Source organism: Tessaracoccus yangjingae (assembly GCF_055326235.1).
Window position 1 is genome coordinate 157,588 of the sequence record NZ_JBUZNN010000006.1, and the last position, 25,022, is coordinate 182,609.

Annotated in this window: 21 protein-coding genes and 1 pseudogene; 12 read left to right on the plus strand and 10 right to left on the minus strand. The window is 70.6% G+C overall.

Annotated features, from left to right (window positions below; all coding sequences use genetic code 11):
- Window positions 1–9: 9 nt before the first annotated feature.
- From ACZK5D_RS10620 to ACZK5D_RS10630, 3 genes are read left to right on the plus strand one after another with little or no spacing between them, the layout of a single operon-like run.
- Entirely contained in the window at window positions 10–762 is a 753-nt protein-coding gene (locus ACZK5D_RS10620; protein ID WP_463665264.1) for a (Fe-S)-binding protein, read from the plus strand.
- Window positions 759–2,234, plus strand: coding sequence for a LutB/LldF family L-lactate oxidation iron-sulfur protein (locus ACZK5D_RS10625; RefSeq protein ID WP_463665265.1), 1,476 nt, complete (start codon window positions 759–761; stop codon window positions 2,232–2,234). The genes ACZK5D_RS10620 and ACZK5D_RS10625 overlap by 4 nt, the downstream gene beginning before the upstream one ends.
- Entirely contained in the window at window positions 2,198–2,881 is a 684-nt protein-coding gene (locus ACZK5D_RS10630) for a LutC/YkgG family protein (RefSeq protein WP_463665266.1), read from the plus strand. The genes ACZK5D_RS10625 and ACZK5D_RS10630 overlap by 37 nt, the downstream gene beginning before the upstream one ends.
- Window positions 2,882–2,890: 9 nt before the next feature.
- On the opposite strand, the gene ACZK5D_RS10635 is transcribed toward ACZK5D_RS10630, so the two are convergent.
- A complete protein-coding gene (locus ACZK5D_RS10635; RefSeq protein ID WP_463665267.1) occupies window positions 2,891–4,969 on the minus strand; it encodes a DNA gyrase/topoisomerase IV subunit B in 2,079 nt (692 codons plus the stop codon).
- A gap of 87 nt (window positions 4,970–5,056) precedes the next feature.
- On the opposite strand from ACZK5D_RS10635, the gene ACZK5D_RS10640 reads away from it, so the two are divergent.
- Window positions 5,057–5,254, plus strand: coding sequence for a DUF7455 domain-containing protein (locus ACZK5D_RS10640; RefSeq protein ID WP_458994073.1), 198 nt, complete (start codon window positions 5,057–5,059; stop codon window positions 5,252–5,254).
- On the opposite strand, the gene nudC is transcribed toward ACZK5D_RS10640, so the two are convergent.
- From nudC to ACZK5D_RS10655, 3 genes are read right to left on the minus strand one after another with little or no spacing between them, the layout of a single operon-like run.
- The gene (gene nudC / locus ACZK5D_RS10645; protein WP_463665268.1) at window positions 5,244–6,077 is read right to left on the minus strand and encodes an NAD(+) diphosphatase; all 834 of its coding nucleotides are present in this window, start codon (window positions 6,075–6,077) and stop codon (window positions 5,244–5,246) included. The two genes, ACZK5D_RS10640 and nudC, sit on opposite strands and share 11 nt — an antisense overlap.
- Window positions 6,074–9,250, minus strand: coding sequence for an ATP-dependent helicase (locus ACZK5D_RS10650; RefSeq protein ID WP_463665269.1), 3,177 nt, complete (start codon window positions 9,248–9,250; stop codon window positions 6,074–6,076). The genes nudC and ACZK5D_RS10650 overlap by 4 nt, the downstream gene beginning before the upstream one ends.
- Window positions 9,247–12,342 carry a PD-(D/E)XK nuclease family protein gene (locus ACZK5D_RS10655; protein WP_463665270.1) on the minus strand — a complete coding sequence of 1,032 codons (3,096 nt, stop codon included), beginning with the start codon at window positions 12,340–12,342 and terminating at the stop codon, window positions 9,247–9,249. Before ACZK5D_RS10655 ends, ACZK5D_RS10650 begins: the two co-directional genes overlap by 4 nt.
- Before the next feature lie 80 nt (window positions 12,343–12,422).
- Here ACZK5D_RS10655 and ligD point away from each other — a divergent pair, with 80 nt between their 5' ends.
- The 4 genes from ligD (at window position 12,423) to ACZK5D_RS10675 (ending at window position 15,962) form a co-directional block, all read left to right on the plus strand.
- Complete coding sequence (ligD, locus tag ACZK5D_RS10660; RefSeq protein WP_458994077.1) at window positions 12,423–13,364, plus strand: non-homologous end-joining DNA ligase; 942 nt, start codon at window positions 12,423–12,425, stop codon at window positions 13,362–13,364.
- A gap of 37 nt (window positions 13,365–13,401) precedes the next feature.
- A complete protein-coding gene (locus ACZK5D_RS10665; RefSeq protein WP_458994078.1) occupies window positions 13,402–14,205 on the plus strand; it encodes a PP2C family protein-serine/threonine phosphatase in 804 nt (267 codons plus the stop codon).
- Window positions 14,206–14,214: 9 nt separating this feature from the next.
- Window positions 14,215–14,439 carry a DUF3107 domain-containing protein gene (locus ACZK5D_RS10670; protein WP_458994079.1) on the plus strand — a complete coding sequence of 75 codons (225 nt, stop codon included), beginning with the start codon at window positions 14,215–14,217 and terminating at the stop codon, window positions 14,437–14,439.
- Window positions 14,440–14,531: 92 nt separating this feature from the next.
- Window positions 14,532–15,962, plus strand: coding sequence for a DEAD/DEAH box helicase (locus ACZK5D_RS10675; RefSeq protein WP_458996540.1), 1,431 nt, complete (start codon window positions 14,532–14,534; stop codon window positions 15,960–15,962).
- A gap of 4 nt (window positions 15,963–15,966) precedes the next feature.
- Here the strand turns inward: ACZK5D_RS10675 and trpS are convergent, their stop codons facing one another.
- Together trpS and ACZK5D_RS10685 are read right to left on the minus strand one after the other, a co-directional pair.
- Window positions 15,967–17,061: a tryptophan--tRNA ligase gene (gene trpS, locus ACZK5D_RS10680; RefSeq protein WP_458994080.1), complete on the minus strand. Its 1,095-nt coding sequence runs from the start codon at window positions 17,059–17,061 to the stop codon at window positions 15,967–15,969.
- A gap of 55 nt (window positions 17,062–17,116) precedes the next feature.
- Window positions 17,117–17,968 carry a PHP domain-containing protein gene (locus tag ACZK5D_RS10685; RefSeq protein ID WP_458994081.1) on the minus strand — a complete coding sequence of 284 codons (852 nt, stop codon included), beginning with the start codon at window positions 17,966–17,968 and terminating at the stop codon, window positions 17,117–17,119.
- 22 nt (window positions 17,969–17,990) lie between these two features.
- Here ACZK5D_RS10685 and ACZK5D_RS10690 point away from each other — a divergent pair, with 22 nt between their 5' ends.
- A complete protein-coding gene (locus ACZK5D_RS10690) occupies window positions 17,991–18,482 on the plus strand; it encodes a DUF2505 domain-containing protein (RefSeq protein ID WP_458994082.1) in 492 nt (163 codons plus the stop codon).
- Between the two features lie 7 nt (window positions 18,483–18,489).
- Here the strand turns inward: ACZK5D_RS10690 and ku are convergent, their stop codons facing one another.
- Window positions 18,490–19,287 carry a non-homologous end joining protein Ku gene (gene ku, locus ACZK5D_RS10695; RefSeq protein WP_458994083.1) on the minus strand — a complete coding sequence of 266 codons (798 nt, stop codon included), beginning with the start codon at window positions 19,285–19,287 and terminating at the stop codon, window positions 18,490–18,492.
- A 13-nt stretch (window positions 19,288–19,300) separates the two neighbouring features.
- Window positions 19,301–19,771, minus strand: a complete 471-nt coding sequence (locus ACZK5D_RS10700) for a DUF6912 family protein (RefSeq protein WP_463665271.1) — start codon at window positions 19,769–19,771, stop codon at window positions 19,301–19,303.
- A gap of 52 nt (window positions 19,772–19,823) precedes the next feature.
- Here ACZK5D_RS10700 and ACZK5D_RS10705 point away from each other — a divergent pair, with 52 nt between their 5' ends.
- The 3 genes from ACZK5D_RS10705 (at window position 19,824) to ACZK5D_RS10715 (ending at window position 21,972) form a co-directional block, all read left to right on the plus strand.
- The gene (locus ACZK5D_RS10705) at window positions 19,824–20,156 is read left to right on the plus strand and encodes a hypothetical protein (RefSeq protein ID WP_458994085.1); all 333 of its coding nucleotides are present in this window, start codon (window positions 19,824–19,826) and stop codon (window positions 20,154–20,156) included.
- A complete protein-coding gene (locus tag ACZK5D_RS10710; RefSeq protein ID WP_463665272.1) occupies window positions 20,153–21,418 on the plus strand; it encodes a hypothetical protein in 1,266 nt (421 codons plus the stop codon). The genes ACZK5D_RS10705 and ACZK5D_RS10710 overlap by 4 nt, the downstream gene beginning before the upstream one ends.
- A 146-nt stretch (window positions 21,419–21,564) precedes the next feature.
- Window positions 21,565–21,972, plus strand: a complete 408-nt coding sequence (locus ACZK5D_RS10715) for an Rv3235 family protein (RefSeq protein ID WP_458994087.1) — start codon at window positions 21,565–21,567, stop codon at window positions 21,970–21,972.
- A 162-nt stretch (window positions 21,973–22,134) separates the two neighbouring features.
- Here ACZK5D_RS10715 and ACZK5D_RS10720 read toward each other — a convergent pair whose 3' ends face one another.
- Both ACZK5D_RS10720 and secA read right to left on the minus strand, forming a co-directional pair.
- A complete protein-coding gene (locus ACZK5D_RS10720; protein WP_463665295.1) occupies window positions 22,135–22,395 on the minus strand; it encodes an SEC-C metal-binding domain-containing protein in 261 nt (86 codons plus the stop codon).
- Window positions 22,396–22,398: 3 nt separating this feature from the next.
- A pseudogene (secA, locus tag ACZK5D_RS10725) lies at window positions 22,399–24,891 on the minus strand (preprotein translocase subunit SecA); the annotation flags it as partial.
- Window positions 24,892–25,022: the final 131 nt, after the last annotated feature.

Consider the following 25,022-nt stretch of genomic DNA (forward strand, 5'->3'; position numbering starts at 1 on the left):
GGCCTAACGATGACCACCTCACCCCATGTCGCGCTGTTCGCCACCTGCATCACAGACACGATGAAGCCGTCGATCCCGATCGCCACCGTGAAGCTCCTCGAGAGGCTCGGCTGCACGGTCTCCTACCCCGACAGGCAGACCTGCTGCGGACAGATCATGACCAACACCGGGTACTGGAAGGAGGCACTCCCGACGGTGCGCAACTACGCCGCGAGCTTCGGCGGCTACGACTACATCGTGGCGCCGTCGGGCTCCTGCGTCGGGTCCGTGCGCGAACAGCACGCGATGCTGGCACGCCACGCCGGCGACAAGGGTCTCGAGGCGGAGGCGTCAGCAGTGGCCGCCCGCACCTACGAACTGTCCGAGTTCCTCGTCGATGTCCTGGGCGTCACGGACGTGGGCGCCTACTTCCCCCACCGGGTCACCTACCATCCCACCTGCCACTCCATGCGCGTGGCCAGGGTCGGCGACAGGCCGCTCCGGCTGCTGCGCAACGTCCGCGGCATCGACCTCGTCGATCTTCCCAAGGCCGACCAGTGTTGCGGCTTCGGCGGCACCTTCTCGGTCAAGAACCCCGAGGTCTCGGTGGCGATGGCCTCCGACAAGGCCCGGCACGTCCGCTCCACAGACGCCGAGTACCTGGTGGCCGGGGATCACGCCTGCCTGATGAACATCGGCGGGGTGCTGCACCGTCAGCGCGCGGGCATCAGGACCATCCACCTGGCCGAGATCCTGGCCACCACCGAGGAGGAAGAGCGATGACCACCATCCGTCGCACCCCGGAGCCCGGCTCCTGGCTCGGCATCCCGCCGTTCCCGAAGGCCGCGAAGGCCGGGTTGGAGAACGCCGAGCAGCGCAAGAACCTGCGCCACGCCACCGGAACCATCCGAGACAAGCGCGTGTTGCGTGCGGCCGAGGTGGAGAACTGGGAACAGCTGCGCACCGCCGGCGCGCAGATCAAGGACCGCGTCGCCAGGCACCTCGAGCAGTACCTCCTCCAGGCCGAGGCCGCCATGACGGCGGCTGGGATCACCGTGCACTGGGCCAGGGACGCCGCCGACGCGAACCGGATCATCTCGGACCTCGCCAAGGCCAAAGGCGTGGACGAGGTGGTGAAGATCAAGTCGATGGTCACCCAGGAGATCGATCTCAACGAGCACCTCGAGGCGGAGGGCATCGCGGCATGGGAGACCGATCTGGCCGAGCTGATCGTCCAGCTCGGCCACGACCTTCCCAGTCACATCCTCGTGCCCGCGATCCACCGGAACCGGTCCGAGGTCCGGGAGATCTTCACCGAGGAGATGGGGCGCTACGGCGTCCCCGCGCCCGAGGGGATCTCGGACGATCCGACCGAACTCACCAACGCCGCCCGAGCCCACCTGCGGGAGAAGTTCCTCCGCGCCAGGATGGGGGTCTCCGGCGGCAACTTCATCATCGCCGACACCGGCACCCTGGTCATCGTCGAATCCGAGGGCAACGGACGCATGTGCCTCACGCTGCCCGAGACGTTCGTCTCGGTGGTGGGCATCGAGAAGGTCCTCCCGACGCTGCAGGACCTGGAGGTCTTCCTCAAACTCCTCCCCAGATCCTCCACCGGCGAGCGCATGAATCCCTACACCTCCTTCTGGACGGGCGTCACCCCGGGCGACGGGCCCCAGGACCTGCACGTGATCCTGCTCGACAACGGCCGCACCAACGCCCTGGCTGATCCCGAGGGCCGGGCCGCACTGCGGTGCATCCGCTGCTCCGCCTGCCTCAACATCTGCCCCGTCTACGAGCGGGTGGGGGGTCACGCCTACGGGTCCCCGTACCCTGGCCCGATCGGGGCTGTGCTGGGCCCCCAGCTCCGCGGGATGGACAGCGCCAACGATCGCGCTCTTCCGTTCGCCTCGACCCTGTGCGGGGCCTGCAACGACGTGTGCCCCGTGCGCATCCCCTTCACCGACATCCTGGTGCACCTTCGCCGACGTGCGGTCGAACACAAGACGGCCAAGCACCCGACGGGTGAGCAGGCGCTCATGAAGGGCGCCGGCTGGGTGATGTCCGACGGGTCCCACCTCGCCGCAGCGCAGGCCGGCAGCCGCCTGGCCGGGCGGGTGTTCAACGGGCGGTGGCTCGGGCCGATGCCGATCCCGATCGCCTCCCGCTGGCTGGACGCCCGCGACACCGAGGCGCCACCCACACAGACCTTCCGCCGATGGTGGAAGCAGAACCGCGAAGGAGACGAGCAGTGAGCGCGCGCGACGAGGTACTCGGCCGGGTACGAAGGGCCACCGCGGACGTGACGGAGGCCAGACCCGAGGTCGACGTTCCCGTGGACTGGACCTACGGCAGGCCCCTGGCCACCGCGGACGTCCTGGCGGACTTCGTGGAGAAGGTGGAGGACTACAAGGCCGTCGTCGTGCGGTGCGCCGAACCCCAGGTGGGTCAGTCTCTCGTCTCTGCCCTCAGGGACCTCGGGGCCACCAGCGTCGCGTGGCCGGACGGTCTCCCACGACCGTGGGCTGAAGCGCTCGTCGCGGCGGGCATGATCCTCCATCGCGACGATCCCCAGCTCACCCACGCCGAGCTCAACACGATCGACGCCGTGGTCACGACCTGCGCGGTGGGCATGGCCGACTCGGGAACCATCGCCCTGGACCACTCCGAGGGCCAGGGCCGGCGTGCCTTGACGCTGCTCCCCGACCGTCACATCTGCGTGGTGCGGGCGGATCAGGTGGTCAGCGACGTTCCGGAGGGGATCGCGCGGCTGACCCCCGCCCTGCGGGCGCGCCGGCCTGTGACCTGGCTGAGCGGGGGATCCGCCACGAGCGACATCGAACTCAGCCGGGTCGAAGGGGTGCACGGCCCGCGCCACCTGTCGGTGGTGCTGGTCGACTGAGCCCGGGCGTCACGCGTCGATGCGGTCGGCCTCCACGGCGTAGGCACCCTGGATGATGAACTCCTTGCGGGGCGCCACCTCGTTGCCCATGAGCATCTCGAACACCCGCTCGGCGCCCGCCGCGTCGTCGACGGTGAGGCGCCGGAGGGTCCGGTGCCTGGGGCTCATCGTGGTGTCCGCCAACTGGTCCGCGTCCATCTCGCCCAGGCCCTTGTACCGCTGCGGCTCCTTGAAGGCCTGCCCGCGCTTGGTCAACTCAGCGGCCTTGCGTTGGTACTCGGCGTCCGAGTAGGTGTAGATGTACTTCTCGTAGCCCCGCTTCGGGTTGATCAGCTCGAACCGGTGCAGAGGGGGCACCGCCGAGTACACCCGGCCTGCCTCCACCAGGGGACGCATGTAGCGGAAGAACAGGGTGGCGAGCAGGCAGCGGATGTGGGCCCCGTCGGAGTCCGCGTCCGCCATGAACACCACCTTGCCGTAGCGGGCCGCCTCCACGTCGAAGGTCCGGCCGGACCCGGCGCCGACGACCTGGATGATGGAGGCGCACTCGGCGTTCTCGAGCATGGCGCCCACCGAGGCCTTCTGCACGTTGAGGATCTTGCCGCGGATGGGCAGCAGCGCCTGGAACTCCGAGTTCCGGGCCACGTTGGCCGTGCCGAGGGCGGAATCGCCCTCGACGATGAACAACTCGGTGGCGTCCACGGCGTTGGAGCGGCAGTCCTTCAGCTTCGTCGGGAGGGCCGAGGACTCCAGTGCGTTCTTGCGCCGCTGGTTGTCCTTGTGCGCCCTCGCCTGCACCCGCGTGCGCGAGGCGTTGACGACCTTCTCCATCAGAGTGCGCGCGATGGGACGGATGGCGGCCTTCGTGCTGGTGAGGAACTCGCCCATCTCCCGCTCCACGATCCCGGCCACGAGCTTCTGCACGGGCGGGGTCCCGAGCACCTCCTTGGTCTGCCCCTCGAACTGGGGCTCGGCCAGGCGCACCGTCACGACGGCGGTGAGGCCCTCGAGGCAGTCGTCCTTGAGGACCTCCTCGCCCGCCTTGAGGAGGCGGGTGCCGTCGAGTGACTTCACGAACGCGCGCGTGAGGCCCCGCTCGAATCCGGTGACGTGCGTGCCGCCCTTCGGGGTGGCGATGATGTTGACGAACGACTTGACGTGGGCGTCGTAGCCGGTGCCCCACCGGACGGCGATGTCGACGTCGAGATCACGCTCCACGTCGGTGGGCGTCATGGCCCCGGCTTCGTCGAGCATCGGTACCGTCTCGACGAACGAGTCCCGCCCCTGGAGCCGGATCACATCGGTCAGCGGGGCGTCGGTGGCCAGGAAGTCGGCGAACTCGGTGATCCCGCCGACGTGCACGAAGGACTCCCGCGCAGGCTCGCCGTCGCGCGAGTCGTCGACGTCGATGCGCAACCCGGGCACCAGGAAGGCCGTCTGCCGTGCGCGGTCATGGAGGTGCGTGAGCGAGAGTTCCGCGTCTGCGAGGAAGATCTGCCGGTCCGGCCAGTAGCGGACCCGGGTGCCGGTGGTGCCCTTCGCCACCCGTCCCGACTTGCGGAGGCCTCCCCCGGGCGTGAACGGCGCGTCCGGGCCGTCGCCGTCGAAGACCCCGGGGACACCGCGGCGGAAGCTCATCGACCAGGTGGCGCCGTTGCGGTCGACGTCCACATCGAGCCTGGAGCTGAGGGCGTTCACCACCGACGCCCCCACCCCGTGCAGGCCTCCGGTGGCGTTGTAGGACGAGTTGCCGAACTTGCCCCCGGCGTGGAGCTTGGTGAACACCACCTCGACGCCGGACAGGCCTGTGCGCGGCTCCGTGTCGACGGGGATGCCGCGGGCATGGTCCGTGACCGCCACGGACCCGTCCGCGCCCAGCGTGACCTGGATCGCTTCCCCGAATCCGGACAGCGCCTCGTCCACCGCGTTGTCGATGATCTCCCACAGGCAGTGCATGAGCCCCCGGGTGTCCGTCGAGCCGATGTACATGGCAGGGCGCTTGCGTACGGCCTCGAGCCCTTCGAGGACCAGCAGATTCTTGGCCTCGTAGTCTCGGGAATGCGGCTGCTTGCTCTTCGGGGTCTGCACCGGCCCAGATTACCCACGCAGTTGAGGGAACATTGTGACGCCCCGCTACGTTTGACTACCAAGAAGCAGAAAGGTGAGGAGCCCACGATGACTGAAGTAACCATGGACCCGACGCTCACCGCGATCGACCGTTGCGATCGCTGCGGGGCGCAGGCATATCTCCGCGTCTTCCTGCGTTCCGGTGGCGAGTTGCTGTTCTGCGCGCATCACGCGACGCAGCACCGGGAGAAGCTGACCGAAGTGGCCAGCAGGATCCAGGACGAGACGGACAGGCTCAGCCGGTAGCCAACCACCGCTCGATCAGGTGGCGGGCGATCGACGCCCTCCCCGGGAGCATGACGTCACCGGACTCGACGGCGGCGGCGAGATCCGCGCGGGTGTAGTACGCGCCCTCAGCGATCTCGTCGCCGTCGACGCGTATCCGGGAGTCTGCCGCCCGCCCGTTGAATCCGAGCATGAGCGAGCGCGGCATCGGCCAGGGCTGGCTGGACACGTACTCCAACCGCTCCAGCACCACGCCGACCTCCTCCCCGGCCTCGCGGTGGCACGCCTGCTCGGCCGACTCGCCGGCCTCGATGAACCCGGCGACGATGGAGACCCGCCGCGCCTGCCACTGCCGCTGCCTGGCCAGGAGCAGCCGGTCATGCGGGTCGGTGATGGCCACGATGACGCACGGGTCGATGCGGGGGAAGGCCAGGGCGCCGCACGCGTCGCATGCCCGCCGCGCTCCCGCCTGGTCTGGGCGCGTCGTGGCCCCGCAGCGCTCGCAGGCCGGGGCCTGGAGGTGCCACCTGGTGAGGGCGACGGCGGCCGCGAGGGGGTCGTAGTCCGCCGGGTCCACGTCCCGCCAGCCGAGCGTCTCGCCGTCGATGACCGCGGCGGGCCGGGCGAACCACGGCCGGCCCTGGAACCAGCCGAGCAGGATGTCCTCAGCGCGACGGGGCCCCGGCCGGGGCACCGGGAGGGGACGCCCGTCACGTGACGACACGTTGCCGTCCGGGTCCACCTCGAGCACCACAGCGGCGGCCCACGAGGCGTCCACGTCCGCGTCTGCGCGGGCGACGGGTGCGCGGTCCAGCCCGGACGGCACGCTCCAGTGGTTCGTCATGTCTCCACTCCCGCCTTCAGCGCATCGTCGATCAGGGAGGCCGGGGCCTCCACGAGGCGCAACTGGTCTGCCAGCACATGGTAGAACGCCGCGCCAACCCGCGACGGGTCCACGCCCCGGGCCTGTGCCCAGGCCTGGCGGTAGACGGCCAGCTGGAGCGGGTCCGCCCGGCGGTCGGAGGTCTTCCAGTCCACGACGAGGTAGTCCATCCCGTCGCGCTCCCAGCCGTAGACGGCGTCGATCCGGCCGCGGAGGACCTGCGTGCCCCACGACATGACGAACGGCACCTCGATGCCGACGGGCGCGAGATCGGCGAAACGCCCGGCCTCGAAGGCGGCGATGAGCGGCCCCAGCTGGGCCGGGTCCGCCGCGGGCTCAGCCTCGACCTCGTCCAGCGCCGCCGGGAGCTCGAACCGTTGCTGCACCCAGGCATGGAACCGGTCGCCCACCCTGGCCGCCATCGACGGGGGCCGCGGCATGGGCCGCAGGAGTGAGGCGGCGAACCCCGACGGGTCCCGCCGCAGCGACATCAGGGCCGTGGCGGAGAGCCCCTCCGGCAGGGCCACCTCTCGGCCCCCGCGCCTGCCCGCGAGTGCGGCCAGGTGCCGCGCGCTCTCGTCCCAGGACGAGATGCGCGCCTCCTCGTCCGGGGTGAGGAGCCCGGACTCCCACACCCACCCGGTGCGCTCCTCCTCGCCGGCACCGACCAGGGCACCCGCTTGCGCCACCAGTTCGGCGGCGGCGGCCCGGGACGCGACGACGTCCGCGTCGAGCGCCGCCGGCCACGCGGCCCGCGCGGGCACGGCCGGCACCGGGTTGGTGTCGGTCCCGCGCGTTGCCTCGTCGAGATAGCACTGGGCGGATTCGGCCGCCTCGCGCAGCACGGTGAAGTAGGGCGATTCGGTTCTCGGCCGGATGTTGCCCGGCGTCCAGACGTGGCTGGAGGCCACCAGCAGCAGCTTCGCCCTGGTGACCGCCACGTAGGCCAGGCGGTCCTCCGCCAGCCGATGGTCCGCACGGCTGGCCTCCCGGTAGGCGGCCAGGCCGTTCCTGGTGTACTCGCGCAGCTGCGGGATGCTCGACGAGTCCCCGCGCAGCGTCGCGGGGAGGGTCTCGGCCCGCGTGGGCCAGATCCCGGACCTAGGCTCGGACGGGAACACCTTGTCCACCAGGCTCGGGAGGAACACGGTGTCCCACTCGAGTCCCTTGGCCCGGTGGACGGTGAGGAGCTTGACCGAGTCCGCCTCGCTGGGCACCGCCTGCTGAAGGCCCTCCCCGAAGTCCTCCTCGGCGTCGAGATATGCCAGGAGGCCGCTGAGGCTGCCGTCTCCGTCGACATCGGTGTAGCCCGCCACCTCTGCCACGAACCGGGCCACCTGGCTCGTCTCCGCACCGGAGGCGATCAGCTCCGGCTCCAGGCCCAGGGTTGCGATCACCCGGGTGACCAGGTCCGCCACCGGCTCCGCCGAGTGCCGCCTCAGTTCGGCCACCTCCTGGTGGAACCGCCTGAGGCGATCGCGTGCGCCCTCGCTGAACGGCAGGTCGCCAGGGTCGGCGACCGCGTCGAGCAGGCACACCGCCTCGCCGGGATCCGCCTGGGTCACGGCGTGGACCAGCGCCTCGCCCATGTCCGACGGCGGCGTGGGGGATCCAGCCAGCCGCCTCGCCCGCTCCCCCAGCAGCTCCAGGTCAGCGAGTCCCAGCTGCCAGCGGGGCCCCGACAGGAGGGCCGCGACAGCCGGGTTGGCCGCGACATCGTCGATCACCCGGAGCGTGGACACGATCGGGGCGATCTCCGGCAGCGCGAGCAGGCCCCCGAGCCCGACGATCTCGACGGGGACGTCGCGCTCGCGCAGCGCCTCGAACAGCGGCGCGAGCAGAGCGTTCCGGCGCACCAGGATGGCCAGCTCGGCCCAGCCTGTGCCCGTCTCGTGCCTGGCCACCACCGATTCGGCGATCCAGTCCACCTCGTCGCGGAACGTGTCGAACGTGGCTGCGGCCACCATCCCCGGCGGGGCGCCCTCCGGGGCGCGCAGCGAGACGCCACTCTCGCCGGGAGCGGCGGCGAGGTCCCGTGCGAGCGCGTTGCCGACGTCCAGGATCCGCTGCCCGCTGCGCCGGTTGACGCTCAGCGTGTAGCGGGCGGCGGGGGCGCCGTCGCTGCGGCGGAACTGCATCGGGAACTCGAGGATGTTGCCGGAGGCGGCACCCCGCCACCCGTAGATGGCCTGATACGGGTCTCCGACGGCCGTCACCGGAAACCCCATGGCATCGCCGAACGGGGAGCCGGTGAACAGCTCGCGGAGGAGGCGCGCCTGGGCCGACGAGGTGTCCTGGTACTCGTCGAGCAGCACCACCCTGAACCGCCTGCGGAGCTCCTCGCCCACGGAGCGAACGCTCGTGACGAGGCGCACGGCCTCCCGGAGCTGGTCGGCGAACTCCACCACGCCCAGACCCTGCTTGAGCTCCTGGTACGCGCCGACCAGCTGCAGGAGCTCCCTCCGCTCGGCGGTGGCGTCCAGCGCCTTCTCCACGTCACGCATGGTCTTGCCGCGGTACAGCGGAGCCTCCGCGAAGCGGCGCTCGGCGCGCTCGCACTCGGCCAGCACATCCTCGGGCGACACAAGGTGCGACTGCATCTCGGCGTCCAGCGCGAGCACGCGCTCCGGGATGGAGTGGTGGCTCAGCCGGCTGATGCTGTGGAACGGCCCCGGGGCGTTGGCCACCACACGGGTGGCGAGCCGGAAGCGACTCGCGCCGGTGACCATCACGGGATCCCGGTCGATGCCGATCCTCAACCCGAACTCGCTGACCAGCCGGGCCGCGAACGAGTCGTAGGTCATCACGAGCTCCGCCCCCTCGCCCTCCAGCCCGGCGAGCACCCCCGCCCTCTCCAGTGCCGCCGCGACACGCGTGCCCAGCTCGGCGGCCGCCTTGCGGGTGAAGGTGAGCCCGAGGACCTCCTCGGGGCGGACCTGGCCGGTGCCCACCAGCCACACGACACGCGCCGCCATGACCGTGGTCTTGCCGCTGCCTGCTCCGGCGATGATGACGGCCGGCTCGAGCGGAGCGGTGATCGCGTCCAGCTGCTCCGGCGAGAAGGGGATCTGCAGCGCGTCGATGAGCTGCTCAGGAGAGGACAGCAGCCGCCGGCGGAGGGGAACGACGCTCACCGCTGCGCTCCGGTCCGCGGGCCCATCGCCGGGCAGGACGTGGCGAAGGCGCAGAACCGGCAGGCGTCGCACTCCATGGCATCGAACCTGCCGTCGGTGATGATGTCCACGCCGGTGGCGATCCTGTCGTGCACCCAGGTGGGTCCCACAGAGAGGTCCTCGTCGGGGAGCGCCGGGACGTCGTCGATGGACGGCTGCGCCACGAGGGTGGGCAGAGCCTCCCCGTCGCGGAGGAACAACAGGGCCGGAGGCGCCACCGCCCGGGCGCCGGGAGCGAGGTCGTCGAAGGCGCCCAGGGACGCGGCGAGCTGGTAGATGCCGAGCTGCGCATGGTCGGCGACCTCCGCCTCCCGGAGGATCCGGCGCCCCGTCTTCACGTCGACGACGCGGAGGCGCCCGTCCGGTTGCTGTTCCAGCCGGTCCACCGTGCCGTCCAGGACCACCTCGCGGCCGGCGATCTCGACCGGCACCCGGAACCGGCGCTCGACCGCCAGCAGCACGTTGGGGTTGTGGCTGTGGTAGGCGGCGAACCTCTCGACGGCCTGGTCGATCTCGGTGCGCTCGGTGGCCGAGAGCCACTCGGTCTCGAACGGGATCCGTGCCCAGACGTCGTCGAGCTTGGCCCGCATCTGTTCCGCCGTGAGGTGCTCGGTGGCGGCATGCTTGGCGAGGAGGTGCACCACATCGCCGACGGAGGCCTTGGAGACCCTGCCCGTGTCTGCCTTCGCCCGCCTGGACAGGAACCACCGCCGCGGGCACTGCAGGAGCGTCTCCAGCGACGAGCCGGTGATGACCACCGGCCCGGACGGTGCCGCCGAGCCGGAGCTGCTGCCGGCGATCCCCCACCAGCGCGACGGGTCCGCAGCGGGGAAGGCTGCGGCGCCCTCGGGCTGGACGACCGCCGCGAGGTCCGCGAGACGGAGCGCCGCGGCTCGACGAAGCCCTGGAGAGGTGGCCTCGTCCTCCAGCGCCCGGCGCAGATCGCCGACGAGCGCCGCGACGGAGAGCAGCCTGTCCGGCCGGCCGTAGATCCGCTCCACCTCGACGCCGAGCTCGGCCAGGAACCTCGACGGCCGGCCCCCCTCGCCCTCGATCCCCTGCACCCCGCTGACGTGGAGTGAACGGCGTGCCCGGGAGCAGGCCACGTAGAAGAGCCGGCGCTCTGCCGCCAGCTGAGGAGCCGATCCCGCCGGGGCCAACTCGTCGGCCCGCACGCGCTCCGCGTCCAGCAGCAGCCCGGGGCGGGTGAGCCGCGGCCAGAGGCCCTCCTGCGCGCCGACCACCCAGACCCGCTCCCATTCCAGTCCGCGTGTCCGGTGGGCGGTGACGACCCGGACACCGCGCCCCCCCACCGTGAGCTCCCGCCCGGTGTCTGCCGGGATCTCCTGCCCCGACACCTCCCGCAGAAACGTCTCGGCGCCGGCCGCCCCACGGAGGTCCTCATGCCTGGCCGCCAGGTCGAAGATCTCGACGATGGCGTCCAGGTCCGCGTTCGCCCTTCTGGATCCGCGCAGGGCCCGCTCCCGGAGCCGGGCGGGCCAGGGCGTGCCGTCCCACAGCGCCCACAACGCCTCCTGAACCTCGGCGCCGCGGGCCAGGGCGGCACGGACCTCCGCCAGCAGCGCAGCCAGGGCCCGCCCAGCGTCCGCCTCCTCCGTCGCGATGCCGTCGAGCAGCGCCGGCTCTGCGAGGCAGCGACCGAGCAGCGCGACGGAGGTGCCCATGCTCCGATGTCGGGCCAGCAGGGCCCGGCCCAGGCGTCGCTGGGCCACGCCGTCGAGCCCGCACAGCGGCGATGACATGAGCAGGCGCGCCTCATCCGCCTCCGGCCCGGTGGCCCGGGCGGAGACCGCGAGGGCGAGCAGCACAGTGGCGACGGCTGGGTACTCCGAGAGCGCGATCTCGTCCCCCGACACGTCCACCGGAACCCCCAGCCTGACCAGTTCGCTCGCGACGGCGCTGAGCTGGGCACGCCCGGCCCTCGCCACGACCGCGAGGTCCGACCAGGCGCATCCGTCGACGGCGACGGCCTGGCGCAGCTCCGCCGCGACATGCGCGAGCTCGGCGGTCACGTCGTCGAAGACCCTGGCACGCACCTCCCCCTGACCTGACCGCGGCTCAGGCGACGGGGGCGCCATCCTTGCCTCGATCCTCCCGCTCAGCAGCTCCAGGGAAGCGCCGACGGAGACCGACGCGCGGAAGCCCCGCTCCAGCGCCGTGATCCGGGCTCCCGGCAGGGCGGCCAGGTCTGCCAGCGCCGTCGGGCTGGCCCCGCGGAATCCGCCGATCCGCTGCCTCGGGTCCCCCAGCGCGAGCAGGGGGAGGCCGAGGGCGGCCAGGTCCGCCAGGAGGCCGATCTGGGCGGGATCCGCCTCGTGCACGTCGTCGACGAGCACCGCGTCGAACGCGGCGGTGACCCCTGCCGCGACACCGGGCTCGGTGAGCAGCAGGCGGCTGCGGTACACCAACTCGGCGTAGTCCAGGGTGCCCGAGAAGTCCCCGACGGTGAGGTACTCCTCGACGAAGCGGGCCGTGGCCGCGAAGAGCTCGTCGCCCGCGGCGGAGGCGTGCGCGGCGAGCAGCTCGGGATCCATCGACAGCTGCCGGGTGCGGGCGAGCACCTCGCGCAGCTGGCGCGAGAAGGCCCTGGTGCCGAGGGCGGGCCTGACCTCCTCCGGCCAGGCTTCCTGGGGCATGCCCGCGAGCAGCTCCCGGATGCGCCGCTCCTGCTCGGGGGCCCGCAGCAGCCGCCAAGGGCTGGACTCGTGCGGCCAGTAGCGCCTGAGGAGGCCGAGCGAGAGCCCGTGGACGGTGGTCACCTGCGGGGAGGTCTGGGCCCGGTCCAGCCGGCGGCTGATCTGGCGCCTGACCAGCTGCGCCGCTGCGCGGGAGTGCGACAGGACGATGATCCGCTCCAGGCTGCTGCCGGCCGCGACGCGGTTGGCGGCCGCGGCCGCGAGGACGGCCGTCTTGCCGGTGCCCGGCCCCCCGATCACCACGGAGACCCCGCGCGAGGGCGCGGCAGCCGCGCTCTGCTCGCTGCTCAGCGCGAACGTCTCGGCCGGCGGTGACTGGAGGACCCGGTAGTGCATGGGTCCTATGCAACCAGCTGGCTGCGACAATTCCACACCGCGCCGTGGCAAGCTGGCCCCGTGCCCGGGAGGAGGCCCGCATGAGTGAGCGCATCGCCACGGAGATCGACGGCCTGGTGCTGACCCTGAGCAACCTCGACAAGCCGCTGTTTCCATCCGGGTTCACCAAGGGCGAGCTCATCGCCTACTACGTGGGCATCGCCGAGACGATGCTGCCCCACCTCCGGGACCGCGCGATCACCAGGGTCCGGTTCCCGGACGGGACCGCGGGAGGGTCGTTCTACGAGAAGAATCTGCCCCCGGGTGCCCCCTCATGGGTGGCGACGGTGGACGTGGCCACGTCGGCCGGCACCGTCAGCTACGTCACCGCCCGGCATCGCGCGGATCTCGCCTGGTTGGCCAACCTCGCCTCCGTGGAGCTGCACACCCCCCAATGGCGCGTCCAGGACGCGACCGCCTCCCCGGAGGGGCTCATCCTGTCCGGGGACGACGAGCCGCGGGCCACCACGCTGGTGGTCGATCTCGATCCGGGCCCGGGGGTCACCCCTGCGGACTCGGCCAGGGGTGCGATCCTCGCGGCGACGGCTCTGGCGGAGCTCGGGCTCGAGGCCCACCCCAAGAGCTCCGGCAACAAGGGCCTCCAGTTGAGCGTGCCCATCCAGCCCACGCCCGCCTCTCAGGTGCACGCGTTCGCCGCCGGCCTCGCCCAGCACCTCGCCCAGCGCTATCCGAAGCAGTTCGTCGCGATCATGAGCAAGCAGGCCAGGGCGGATCTGCTCTTCGTGGACTACGGCCAGAACCTGGCCGCGCGCAACACTGTGACGGCGTACTCCGTGCGGGGCCTCGAGTCACCGTCGGTGGCCACCCCCCTCACCTGGGAGGAGGTGGCCGCGCTGACCCCCGAGACGCCGGTGAGGGTGAGCCCCTCCCAGATGCTCGAACGGGTGGCCGAACACGGTGACCTGTTCGCCGGCGCGCTCCCCACCGCCGGGTCCCCGGCCCTGCCGGACGCGCAGTTCTGACAAGATGGTGCCAACTTCAGGCCGGGACGGAGGACCCATGGATCAGCCGCCGCCCGCCGCGCGCGCCCACTACGTTCGCGAGCCCGCCCCGTGGGTGGGCGGCTGCAGCGACATCGGCCGCCGTCACCACACCAACCAGGACGCCCTGGCCATCGCCGTGCGGACCCAACCCACCCCGGCGGCCGTCATCGCGGTGGCCGACGGCGTGAGCACGGCCCGAGGGTCGGAGCGTGCCTCGATGGTGGCCGCGGACACGGTGGTGGCCGCGCTCCTCGATCAGCGCACGGTGGACGCCGAGGTCGAGGACGCCTTCGCCGGTGCGTTCGCGGCAGCCAACCAGGCCGTCCTGGCGGACGGCGAGTCGCCGTCCGCCTGCACCCTGATCGCCGCGTCCGTGGACGACGGGTCGATCACCGTGGGCTCGGTCGGGGACTCCCGCGCGTACTGGCTGGGGGACGACGGCGCCGCCCACCAGCTTTCCACCGACGACTCGATGGCCCAGGCCAGGATCCTGCTCGGCATGTCCCGCGACGAGGCCGAGCGGTCCATCCAGGCCCACGCGCTGACGAAGTGGCTGGGCCGCCAGTCCACGGACGCCACCCCGTCGCTCGTGCGCTACCGCCCCGTCGGCGCCGGCTGGCTGCTGCTGTGCAGCGACGGGCTGTGGAACTACGCGAGCGAGCCTGAGGCGCTGGCCTCCCTGGTGGCCGAGCTGGCGCCGGGCGCCACTGGGCCGGGGACGCTCGCGGAGGCACTGACCGCCTGGGCGAACGCGCAGGGCGGAAAGGACAACGTGACCGTCGTCCTGGCGCGGATCGTGGAGGTTGGAGGTTCTGACTAGAGTGGCGGCATGGAAGTAAAGATCGGGATCACCGACATCCCCCGGGAAGTCAGCATCGATACCACCGCCACCCCCGAGGAGCTCACCGCCATGCTGCGCGAGGCCGTCCAGGGCTCCACGCTGCTGGAGCTGGCAGACGAGAAGGGCCGGCGCATCCTCATCCCGGGCAACCGCATCGCCTACCTGGATCTCGGCTCCCCGAGCAGCCGCACCGTCGGCTTCGGCGCGGTATAGCCCTCCTGGGTTAGACTGAGGGCCTGCGGGCAGCAATGCCCCGCCTCCGGCGCGCCAACCGTGCCGTGAGTTCTTCCAGATTGGTTTGAGCCCTGAGCGACAACGAGACTCCTGTCGACGAGACCTTCGCCGACCTCGGCATTCACGAATCCATCACCTCGGCCTTGGCCGAGGCCGGCATCGTCCATCCCTTCGCCATCCAGACGCTGGCGATCCCCCTGGCCCTGAGCGGCACGGACCTGATCGGGCAGGCGCGCACCGGAACCGGCAAGACGCTGGCGTTCGGTGTGAGCCTCCTGCACCGCCTGGTGACCATCTCCGGCGGCGAGAAGCCCACCCACGGCAAGCCCCGCGCGCTGGTCGTCTGCCCCACCCGTGAGCTCGCGCTCCAGGTGGGCCGGGACCTGGACGTGGCGGGCAAGCACCTCAAGATGCGTGTGCTGACCATTTACGGCGGCACCGGGTACGACGAGCAGCTGCGCGCGCTCGAGTCCGGCATCGACATCGCGGTGGGCACCCCCGGGCGTCTGCTCGACCTCGCGGACCGCGGAGCCCTGGACCTCTCCCACGTGCAGGTGCTGGTCCTCGACGAGGCTGACGAGATGCTGGACCTCGGCTTCCTCCCGGACATCGAGCGCCTGCAGCGCAAGACGCCGGCGGACCGGCAGACCATGCTGTTCTCGGCCACCATGCCCGCCCCCATCCTGACCCTGGCACGGGCCACCCTCAACAGGCCGGTCAACATCCGCGCCGAGGGTCACGACGCCAAGATGACCGTCCCGGACATCGATCAGTACGTCTACCAGGCCCACGATCTGGACAAGCCCGAGATGGTGGGGCGGCTGCTCCAGGGCGCCAAGACGACGAAGGTCATGATCTTCTGCCGCACCAAGCGCGCGGCGCAGAGGCTGACCGACGAGCTGGTGGACCGCGGCTTCGCGGCAGCGGCCATCCACGGCGACCTCAACCAGGAGGCCCGCGAGCGGTCCCTCAAGAAGTTCCGGGCGGACACCATCTCCGTGCTGGTGGCCACGGACGTCGCGGCCCGCGGCATCGACATCGTCGGCGTCAGCCACGTCATCAACTACGAGTGCCCGGACACAGACGCCACCTACGTGCACCGCATCGGCCGCACCGGGCGCGCCGGCAACTCCGGTGTCGCGGTGACCCTGGTGGACTGGGCGGACGTGAACCGCTGGAAGCTGATCAACCAGTCCCTCGGCCTGGACCTGGCGGATCCGCCGGAGACCTACTCGTCGTCGCCCCACTTCTACACGGACCTGGACATCCCCGAGGGGACGAAGGGCCGGGTGCCGGGGCACATCGCCGCGCGGGAGAAGGCCTCGGAGGCCAGGCACTCCCCCACCGAGGGCCGCAAGCACCGGAGCCGTCGGTCGACGGAGCCCGCAGGCGACCACCCCGCGCCGGAGAAGCACGCCGACGCGGAGCGCAAGCCCCGCCGTCGGCGCCGCCGGACCCGTGGGGGCGTCGAGGTTGGGGCCGAGACCCCCACCGCCGAGTAACGCTTCAGTACACCATCCGCATCGCCTGCCGGACCTCGTCGAGTGTCCGGTCGGCGACGGCGGTGGCCCTCCGGTTCCCGTCCGCGAGCACCCTTTCCAGGTGACCCGGGTCCGCCACCAGCTCGGCGCGGCGCGCGCGGATGGGCGCGAAGTACTCGTTGACGACCTCGGTGACCAGCTTCTTCAGGCCACCGCCCCCGCCGTCGCCCACCTCGTCCGCCACTGCGACCGGGTCGCGGTCCAGGCAGAGGGCGGCCAGGTTGACCAGGTTGGACACCTCCGGCCGGGTCGCGGGGTCGTAGGTGATGTGCCGGTCGGAGTCGGTGACCGCGCGCTTGAGGAGCTTCGCCGTCTCGTCGGCGGTCATGCCCAGCTCGATGGTGTTGCCCTTGGACTTCGACATCTTGGTGCCGTCCAGGCCCAGGACGGTGCCGGACTTGCTCAGCAGCGCCTCCGGCGCCGGGAACACCGGGCGCGCCTCGTCCACCCGGCCGTAGCGCTCGTCGAAGCGCCGGGCGATCACCCGCGCCTGCTCCAGGTGCGGGAGCTGGTCCTTCCCCACCGGGACCAGGTTCGCCTTGCAGAACAGGATGTCCGCGGCCTGGTGGACGGGGTAGGTCAACATCAGACCCGACATGGGGCGGTCACCCGTGTCGTCGAGCTCGGTCTTGACCGTGGGATTGCGGCGGAGCTCGGCGTCGGTGACGATCGAGAGGAACGGCAGCATCAGCTGGTTGAGGGACGGGATCTGCGAATGCGTGAAGATCGTCACCTGCTGCGGGTCGAGCCCGACGGCCAGGTAGTCCGCCAACAGTGAGTAGACGCGCTCCCGGATGGGGCCCACGCCGTCGCGGTCGGTGATCACCTGGTAGTCGGCGATGACCACGTACGTCTCGACGCCCAACGCGGCGAGGCGCACCCGGTTCTGCAGTGAACCGAAGTAGTGGCCGATGTGCAGGTTGCCCGTGGGGCGGTCCCCCGTCAGGATCCTGAAGCCGGAGGGGTCCAGGGTCAGCTGCCGCTCGATCTCCGCGCTCCGCTGCGTCGATCGGGCAAGCGATGCCTCCGGGTCGAAGGCGTCCTCGGGGGAAAGCGACATGAACTCAACCTGCCTGTGTGGTGTCCGACGGTGTGCGAGGCCCCAGCGTAGCGCCCTAGACGACGCCGCCCCGTCGGCGGATCCGGGCCAGCAGGTCGCGGTAGGCGGAGGGGCGGGTCAGGTTGGCGGCCAGCGGGTGCCGCTTCTTGCCCAGTCCGTGGTAATCGCTGGAACCTGTCCGGATGAGGCCCACGCGGCCCCCCATCTCGAACAGCAGCGAGCGGGTCTCCTCGTCGTGGTCCGGGTGCTCCACCTCGATGCCCTCGAGCCCGTGACTCTGCACCAACGACTCGAGGTACGGCGCGGGCAGGACGTGCTGCCCCCCGCGGCCCCAGGGGTGCGCGATGACGGCCACGCCTCGGGCGGCGTGCACCAGCTCGATCGCGCGTTCCAGCGGGCAGGCGTAGCGGTGGACGTAGCATGGCCTGTCGTCCCCGATCCACAGCGCGAAGGCCTCGTCGCGGTCGGCGACGTACCCCTTGGCCACCAGCGCATCCGCCACGTGGGGGCGCCCGAGCGCGGGGGCCCCGTTCGCGGCGGCCATCACGTCGTCGAGGGTGAGCTCGAGGCCGGCCTCGGTGAGCTTGGCGACCATTGCGGGGAGCCGGTCGGTGCGGCCGAAGCGGATGCGGGCCAGCTCGGCGTTGAGCTCGCGGTCGAAGGGGTCACAGCCGTAGCCCAGAAGGTGCACCGAGGATCCGTTGCGCTCCGCGGACATCTCGATTCCGCCCAGCACCTTCACACCGATCCTCTTGCCGGCCTCCTGGGCCTCCGCCACTCCGGCGAAGGTGTCGTGGTCCGTGAGGGCGATGACGTCGAGCCCGGCCTCGAAGGCCTTCATCACAAGGGTGGTGGGGGTGTCTGTACCGTCGCTGACCCTTGAGTGGGTGTGCAGGTCGATCTTCATGACGCAATCCTAGGGTTCGGGCATGGCGGCTACGCTGGCGGGCATGGATCTCGACTACACCCACCAGTACGCCGCCCAGCCCTCGGCCGTGATCGCTCTGATGCGCAACGAGGAGTTCATCGCCGATGTGGCCCGGCACGCTGGGGCTCTCGAGCACACCGTCTCCATCGACGACGATGCAACCCGGTTGAGGATGAAGCTCCCGGTGCCCGGTTCGCTCAGCAAGTTCGTCGGTCAGTCCGTGACCATCGCGCAGGTCTTCCGCTTCCAGCCACCCGCCGCGGACGGGTCGGTGCGCGGCACCGTGGACGTCGACGTGCCGGGGATGCCGATCAAGGTGGACGCGGCGGCGCTGCTGAAGGCCCACGACGGCGGAACGCAGGGCAGGTACACCGGGAGCCTGACCGTGAAGATCCCGCTGGTCGGCAAGAAGGTGGAGGGGCTCACCGAGCCGTTCATCCGCGACGCGTTCGACGGCCTGGAGCGCCGCGCGGCGGACTGGCTCGCGCGCTGAGCCAACCTCAGCTGGCGGCGGCCTCCCGGCGCTTCTTGGCCGCCTCCACAGAGGCCTTGAGCGCGGCCATGAGGTCGACGACGTCTCCGGAGGGGGCGGACGTGTCTGCCGCCGCCGGCGACGGCGCGCCCGCCAGCTTTGCCTCGACCACCTCGAGCAGAGCCTCACGGTAGGAGTCCTGGTAGGCGTCCGGGTCGAAGGTCCCCTCGAGCTGCCCGATGAGCAGCTTGGCCATCTCCATCTCCGCGTCCGAGATCTTCACCTCGGCCGACGGCGACGCGAACCCTCCGTCGCGCAACTCGTCCGGCCAGTACATGGTGTGCAGGAGCAGGACGTCGTCCTTGGGCCTGATCAGCGCCAGCGACTCCCGGCTGCGCAGCGCCACCTTGACCACCGCCACCTTGTCCTCCTTGGCGAGCGCCTCCCTCAGGAGCACGTACGGCTTCTGACCGGCGGCCTCGGCCTCGAGGAAGTAGGTGCGCTGGAAGAACGTGGGATCCACCTCGCCCTCGTCGACGAACTGGACGACCTCGACCGTCTTCAAGGTGCTGAGCGGCAGGTTGGCGAAGTCCTCGTCGGTGAGGACGGCCACGCGCCCGTCGGCTGCCTCGTAGCCCTTGGCGATGTCCGCGTAGGCCACCACCTCGCCGCACTTCTCGCAGACGCGCTGCTGACGGACGCGCCCTCCGTCGGTGGAGTGCACCTGGCGGAACGAGACGTCGCGGTCCTCCGTGGCGCCGTAGACCTTGACGGGGATGGAGACGAGCCCGAACGACACGGCGCCCTTCCAGATGGATCGAGGCATGGCAGCCTTCCCTTCACGCTCCTCGTCGGTACTCGACGACGTCGTTCCACAGGAGCTCGTGCTCCCGCAGCAGGTCCTGCACCTGGGGCAGGTCCCAGGCCAGGTCGATGGTGAGCCCGTGCGACATGGCCGCGGCATCCGAGACGTCCACGCCCGGCTCCTCGGCGAACCAGGCCGTCATGGAGCCCGTCGGGCACGAACGGAGGAGCACCTCCCCGTTGGCGGGATCCTCCGACTCCTCGATCAGCGAAGGCTCAACCTCGGCGACGACGACGAGGCGGACGCCGTGGGCGGCGAGACCGGCGACGGAGGCCAGTATCAGAGCCGCGTACTCCGCGTCCTCCGACTCGGCCTCCGCATACCCCAGTTCGGCCAGCAGCTCAGGCGTGACCGTGTAGGCGGGCCTGTTCTCGATCGGCGGGTCCCCCACGAGGGCGCCCAACTCGTGGGCCGCGACGGGGATGAACACCAGCTGACGCTTCACGTGACCAGCCTAGATGCACATGCTGCGAGAAGGGAGTAGGTTCGACGGCGATATGGTGCGCGTCCTTCTGAACCTCATCTCCGGTGCCGCTGCCCTCGGCCTGCTCGCCTGCGCCGCGCCCACCGCCGAACCACTCACGATCGAACTCACCGTGACGGATCCGCCGGCGGCGACGCGGAGGGTCGAGGTGGCGCTCGGCGCGGAGATCACACTGCGCATCACCACGCCCACAGATGATCGCGCGCATGTCCACGGGTACGAGATCGAGCAGGACCTCGCCGCCGGGGTGCCGACGGACATCGTCTTCGACGCCACGATGGCCGGGACCTACGAGGTGGAGTCCCACGTCACCGACGCCGTCTGGCTGGATCTGGTCGTCAAGTGACCCCGATGCACGGGATCGCCTCCCGGGGCGATCTTCCGCTGCCGTTCGGCCTGGTCCTCGGCGGCGCCGCCGTCGTCCTGGTGGTCACGTTCTGGGTGGTGCTGTTCGCGTGGAGAGCCCCGAGGTTCCGCGACCACTCGGGGATTGAGCTGCCGAGGCTGACCCGGGTGGTGGACTCGCCGTGGTTCTCGCGGCCCTTGAGGGTCGCGGTGGGGCTCGTCTGGCTCCTGGCGGCGATCTCCCTCGCGTTCGGGGTGGACCGCATCGACAATCCGGTGTTCGGTTTCGTCTACGTCCTGCTGTGGGTGGGGCTGGTGCCCGTCTCGCTGCTCTTCGGTGCGGTCTACCGTCGGACCAACCCGCTGCGGCTTCTGCTGCGGTTCACCGGCGCCACCAGCGCCCCGCCCGTCGGAGCCCCCGCAGAGTCGCGCCTGCCCGCGGCGGGTGCGCTGCTGGTCTTCCTGTACCTGGAACTGGTGCAGCCCGACGGCGCCACGCTGCCCGTGCTGAGGGGTTTCGCCGCGGCGTGGGTGGCGTGGGTGGTCGTGGGGGTGGCGCTTCGGGGCCAGGGCTGGATCGCCCGGGCCGATCCCTTCGAGGCCTACGCCTCGGCCCTCGCCCGGCTCTCGCCGTGGGGGCGGAGCGGGCGTGGGGTGCTCATCTGGATGAACCCCCTGCGCAATCTCGGTTCGTGGCGCGCTCCGAAGCACCTGGCGGCGCTCGCCGCCGTGCTGTTGGGCGGCACGCTGTTCGACGCGCTCACCAACACGGCGGCGTGGGTGCGGGCCACCCAGGATCTCGGACCGTGGGGCTGGCCCGTGGCCACGGTCGCCCTGGTGGGTAGCGTCGCGTTCATCTACGGCCTCTTCCGGCTCGGCACCCGACCGTACGGCCACCCCGGTGCCGATGCGCTCGCCCCCGGGCTCATCCCGCTCGTGGCCGGGTACGCCCTGGCCCATTACGGCACGATGCTGTACCTGGAGGGCCAGCGGACCCTCATCCGGTTCAGCGATCCCCTCGGGCTGGGCTGGAACCTCTTCGGAATGGCCGAGGCCTCGCCCGGCACCGCCCTCTTCGCCTATCCGACGTTGATCGCCGTGACCCAGGTCCTCCTGATCGTGGGCGGGCATGTGGTCGGCGTACTGGTCACCCACGACATCGCGGTGCGCACCCACCCGGACCGGGTGGCCGTCCATCTCCCCCTGCTCTCCATCATGGTGGTCTTCACGGTGGGTGGGCTGCTGTTGATGTTCGGGGGCTGAGGTGTTGTCCCGATCCCGGGAAGTGTTGTCCGGACCGACGCAGGTGTTGTCCGAACTGACGCAGGTGTTGTCCGTCTGACGTAGGTGTTGTCAGTAGGCATGCCGGGCATGGCTCGTGGGGGTCAGCGCCGCCTAGCGTCTCGCCCATGAGCTACCCGTTGCCGATCACGCTGCTGGCCCACCCGGCCCATGTCGCGGAGGTGCCGCACACCCCCGCCCCACCGCGTGCGCTTCAACTCATCCATGCCGTCCTCGAGGCGCTGATGGGGCGGCGGCCCCTCCATCAGCTGCGTCCGCACCTGCGGTGGCAGGCGTTCGACAACCTGGCCTGCTACGTCGACGCGGGGGACTTCCGCCGGGTGCGGGTGGGCCGTGTGCGCTCCCAGATGCCCACCCCAAGGGCCGTCGAGGCCAATGTGAGCCTCCTGGTGGCCGGGCGAGTGGTGAGTTGCGCCCTACGGCTGGACGCCACGAGGGCAGGCTGGCGCTGCACCGAACTGACGATCATCGCGCCCATGGGCGCGCGCACCGCGGGCGCGGCGGTCGCAGCCTAGGAGGGTGCTGAACAATGCTTCCTCCGGCGAGGACGCATCAGGCGGGATTGAGATACCGCCCCCAGATCTTGTGAGCGTATTGGACATACTCGTCAAGATATGGGGGCGGTAGATCGCCCGATCTGGTGCGCCGCAGCCGAGGAATGATTGTTCAGCGGTCTCCTAGAGGGCGCCGCCGGGCCGGCCGTGACACATCTTGTACTTCTTGCCGGAGCCGCAGGGGCAGGGCTGATTCCGGCCGACCTTCTCCGCCGCCACCGCCGGGGCGCCCGACGTCTGAGTGACCTCACCGGTCTCATCCGGCGCGGAGTAGCTGAGCGCGGCCTCCGCCCGCCGCTCGAGTCCCTTGGCCAGCGGTTCGGGCGCGCTCGGCTGGGCCGGCACCTGGACGGGGGCGCCGTCCTCATCGGTGATCAGGCCCACCTTCAGCTCAGGTTCCGCGGGGCGGACGGTCACCTCGAGGTTGAACAGGAAGCCGACGACCTCCTCCATGAACGCGTCCATCATCGCGACGAACATGTCGCCGCCCTCACGCTGATACTCCACCAGGGGGTCGCGCTGGGCCATTGCCCGCAGCCCGATCCCCTCGCGCAGGTAGTCCATCTCGTAGAGGTGCTCGCGCCACTTGCGGTCGAGCACCGTCAACAGGACCTGGCGCTCCAGCTCGCGCATGGTCCGCTCGCCCAGCTGCTCCTCGCGGGCGTCATAGGCACGGAGGGCGTCCTCCACGACCATGTCGACCAGCTCGTCCTGCTCGGGCAGGTCGTCGAGCAGCGCCTCCTCGGTCAGGGTCACCGGGTAGAGGGTCTTGAGCTCGATGAGCATCGTGTCCAGATCCCAGTCCTCGGGCAGCCCGGACGTGTGTCCGCGCACCACGTCGGAGACCACCCTGCGCACGCTGTTACGGAGCTGCTGGGACACGTCGGCACCGTCCAGCACCCGCCGGCGGTCGCCGTAGATCGCGTGACGCTGCCGGTTGAGCACGTCGTCGTACTTCAGCACGTTCTTGCGCATCTCGAAGTTCTGGCCCTCGACCTGCTTCTGCGCGCCCTCGATGGACTTCGACACCGACTTCATGTCGATGGGCACGTCGTCGGGCACCTTCATCATGAGGAGTGCGCGCTCGAGCAGCTCGGGCCGGAAGAGGCGCATCAGATCGTCGCTGAGGGAGAGGTAGAAGCGGCTCTCCCCCGGGTCCCCCTGGCGGCCGGAACGGCCTCGCAGCTGGTTGTCGATGCGGCGCGACTCGTGCCGCTCTGAACCGATCACGTACAGCCCACCGGTCTCCACCACTGCGTCGTGCTCGGACTTCACCTGCTCCTCGAGCGCAGCCAGGGTCTCCGCCCACTGCGCCTCGTAGGCCTCGGGCGTCTCGTGCGGGTCCAGGCCGGCCTTACGCAGCTGCAGGTCGGCGAGGAACTCGGGGTTGCCGCCCAGCATGATGTCCGTGCCGCGGCCCGCCATGTTGGTCGACACGGTCACCGCGCCACGGCGCCCCGCCTCCGCGACGATCGCGGCCTCTCGTTCGTGGTGCTTGGCGTTGAGGACCTGGTGGGGAACGTTGGCCTTCTTCAGGAGGCCCGAGAGCAGCTCCGACTTGGCCACCGATGCGGTGCCGAGCAGGATCGGCTGACCCTCCGCGTGGCGTTCGACCACGTCCTTGACGATGGCCTCGTACTTGGCTTCCTCGGTGCGGTAGATGAGGTCCGGCTGATCCTTGCGGATCATCGGCCGGTTGGTGGGGATCTGGATGACCCCCAGGCCGTAGATCTTCTGGAACTCGGACTCCTCCGTCTTCGCGGTGCCGGTCATGCCCGCGAGCTTGTCGTACATGCGGAAGTAGTTCTGCAGGGTGACGGTGGCCAGCGTCTGGTACTCGTCCTTGATCCGCACGCCCTCCTTCGCCTCGAGCGCCTGGTGGAGCCCCTCGTTGTAACGGCGGCCCGCGAGCGTGCGGCCCGTGTGCTCGTCGACGATGAGCACCTCGTCGCCGGCGAGGACGTAGTCCTTGTCGCGCTTGAAGAGTTCCTGCGCCTTGATCGCGTTGTTGAGATACGAGATCAGGGGCGTGTTGGCGGACTCGTACAGGTTGTCGATGCCCAGCCTGTCCTCGACCTTCTCGATTCCCGGCGCGAGTACGGCGATGGTGCGCTTCTTCTCGTCCACCTCGAAGTCCACATCGCGGCGCAGCGTCCGGACGAGCTTGGCGAAGACCGGATACCACTCATGGGTGTCCTCGGCGGGGCCGGAGATGATCAGCGGGGTGCGGGCCTCGTCGATCAGGATGGAGTCCACCTCGTCGACGATGGCGTAGTGGTGGCCACGCTGGACCAGGTCCTCCCTGCGGAGGGCCATGTTGTCGCGGAGGTAGTCGAAACCGAACTCGTTGTTGGTGCCGTAGGTGATGTCCGAGCTGTACGCGACCCGCCGCTCCTCCGGGGTCATCGACGCGAGGATGGCGCCAACCTCCAGGCCGAGGAAGTGGTGGATGCGGCCCATCTGCTCCGACTGGTACTTGGCCAGGTAGTCGTTGGTGGTGACGACGTGGACGCCCTTGCCGGACAGTGCGTTGAGGTAGGCCGGCAGGGTGCCGACGAGGGTCTTGCCCTCGCCGGTCTTCATCTCGGCGATGTTGCCCCAGTGGAGAGCGGCGCCGCCCATGAGCTGAACGTCGAAGTGCCGTTTACCCAGCACCCGCACAGAGGCCTCGCGGACGGTGGCGAACGCCTCGGGCATCAGCCTGTCGAGGGACTCGCCGTCGGCGATCCTGGCCCGGAACGTGTCCGTCTCGGCGCGGAGCTCCGCGTCCGACATGGCCTGGAACTCCTCCTCGATGGAGTTGACCTGATCGGCCACCTTCTGCAGCCTGCGGAGCTGGGCTCCGGAGCCGAGGCCGCTCAGAAAATCCATGACACCCACAGGTCGATTCCTACTCATCTCGAGAACACCGCGACAGCACGCGGCAGTACCGCCAGCCATCCTAACGCCCGTCACCAACGCGCGGACACGGCGGCGGGGGGGGGGGGGGGGGAGGGGGAGACCGGGGGGGG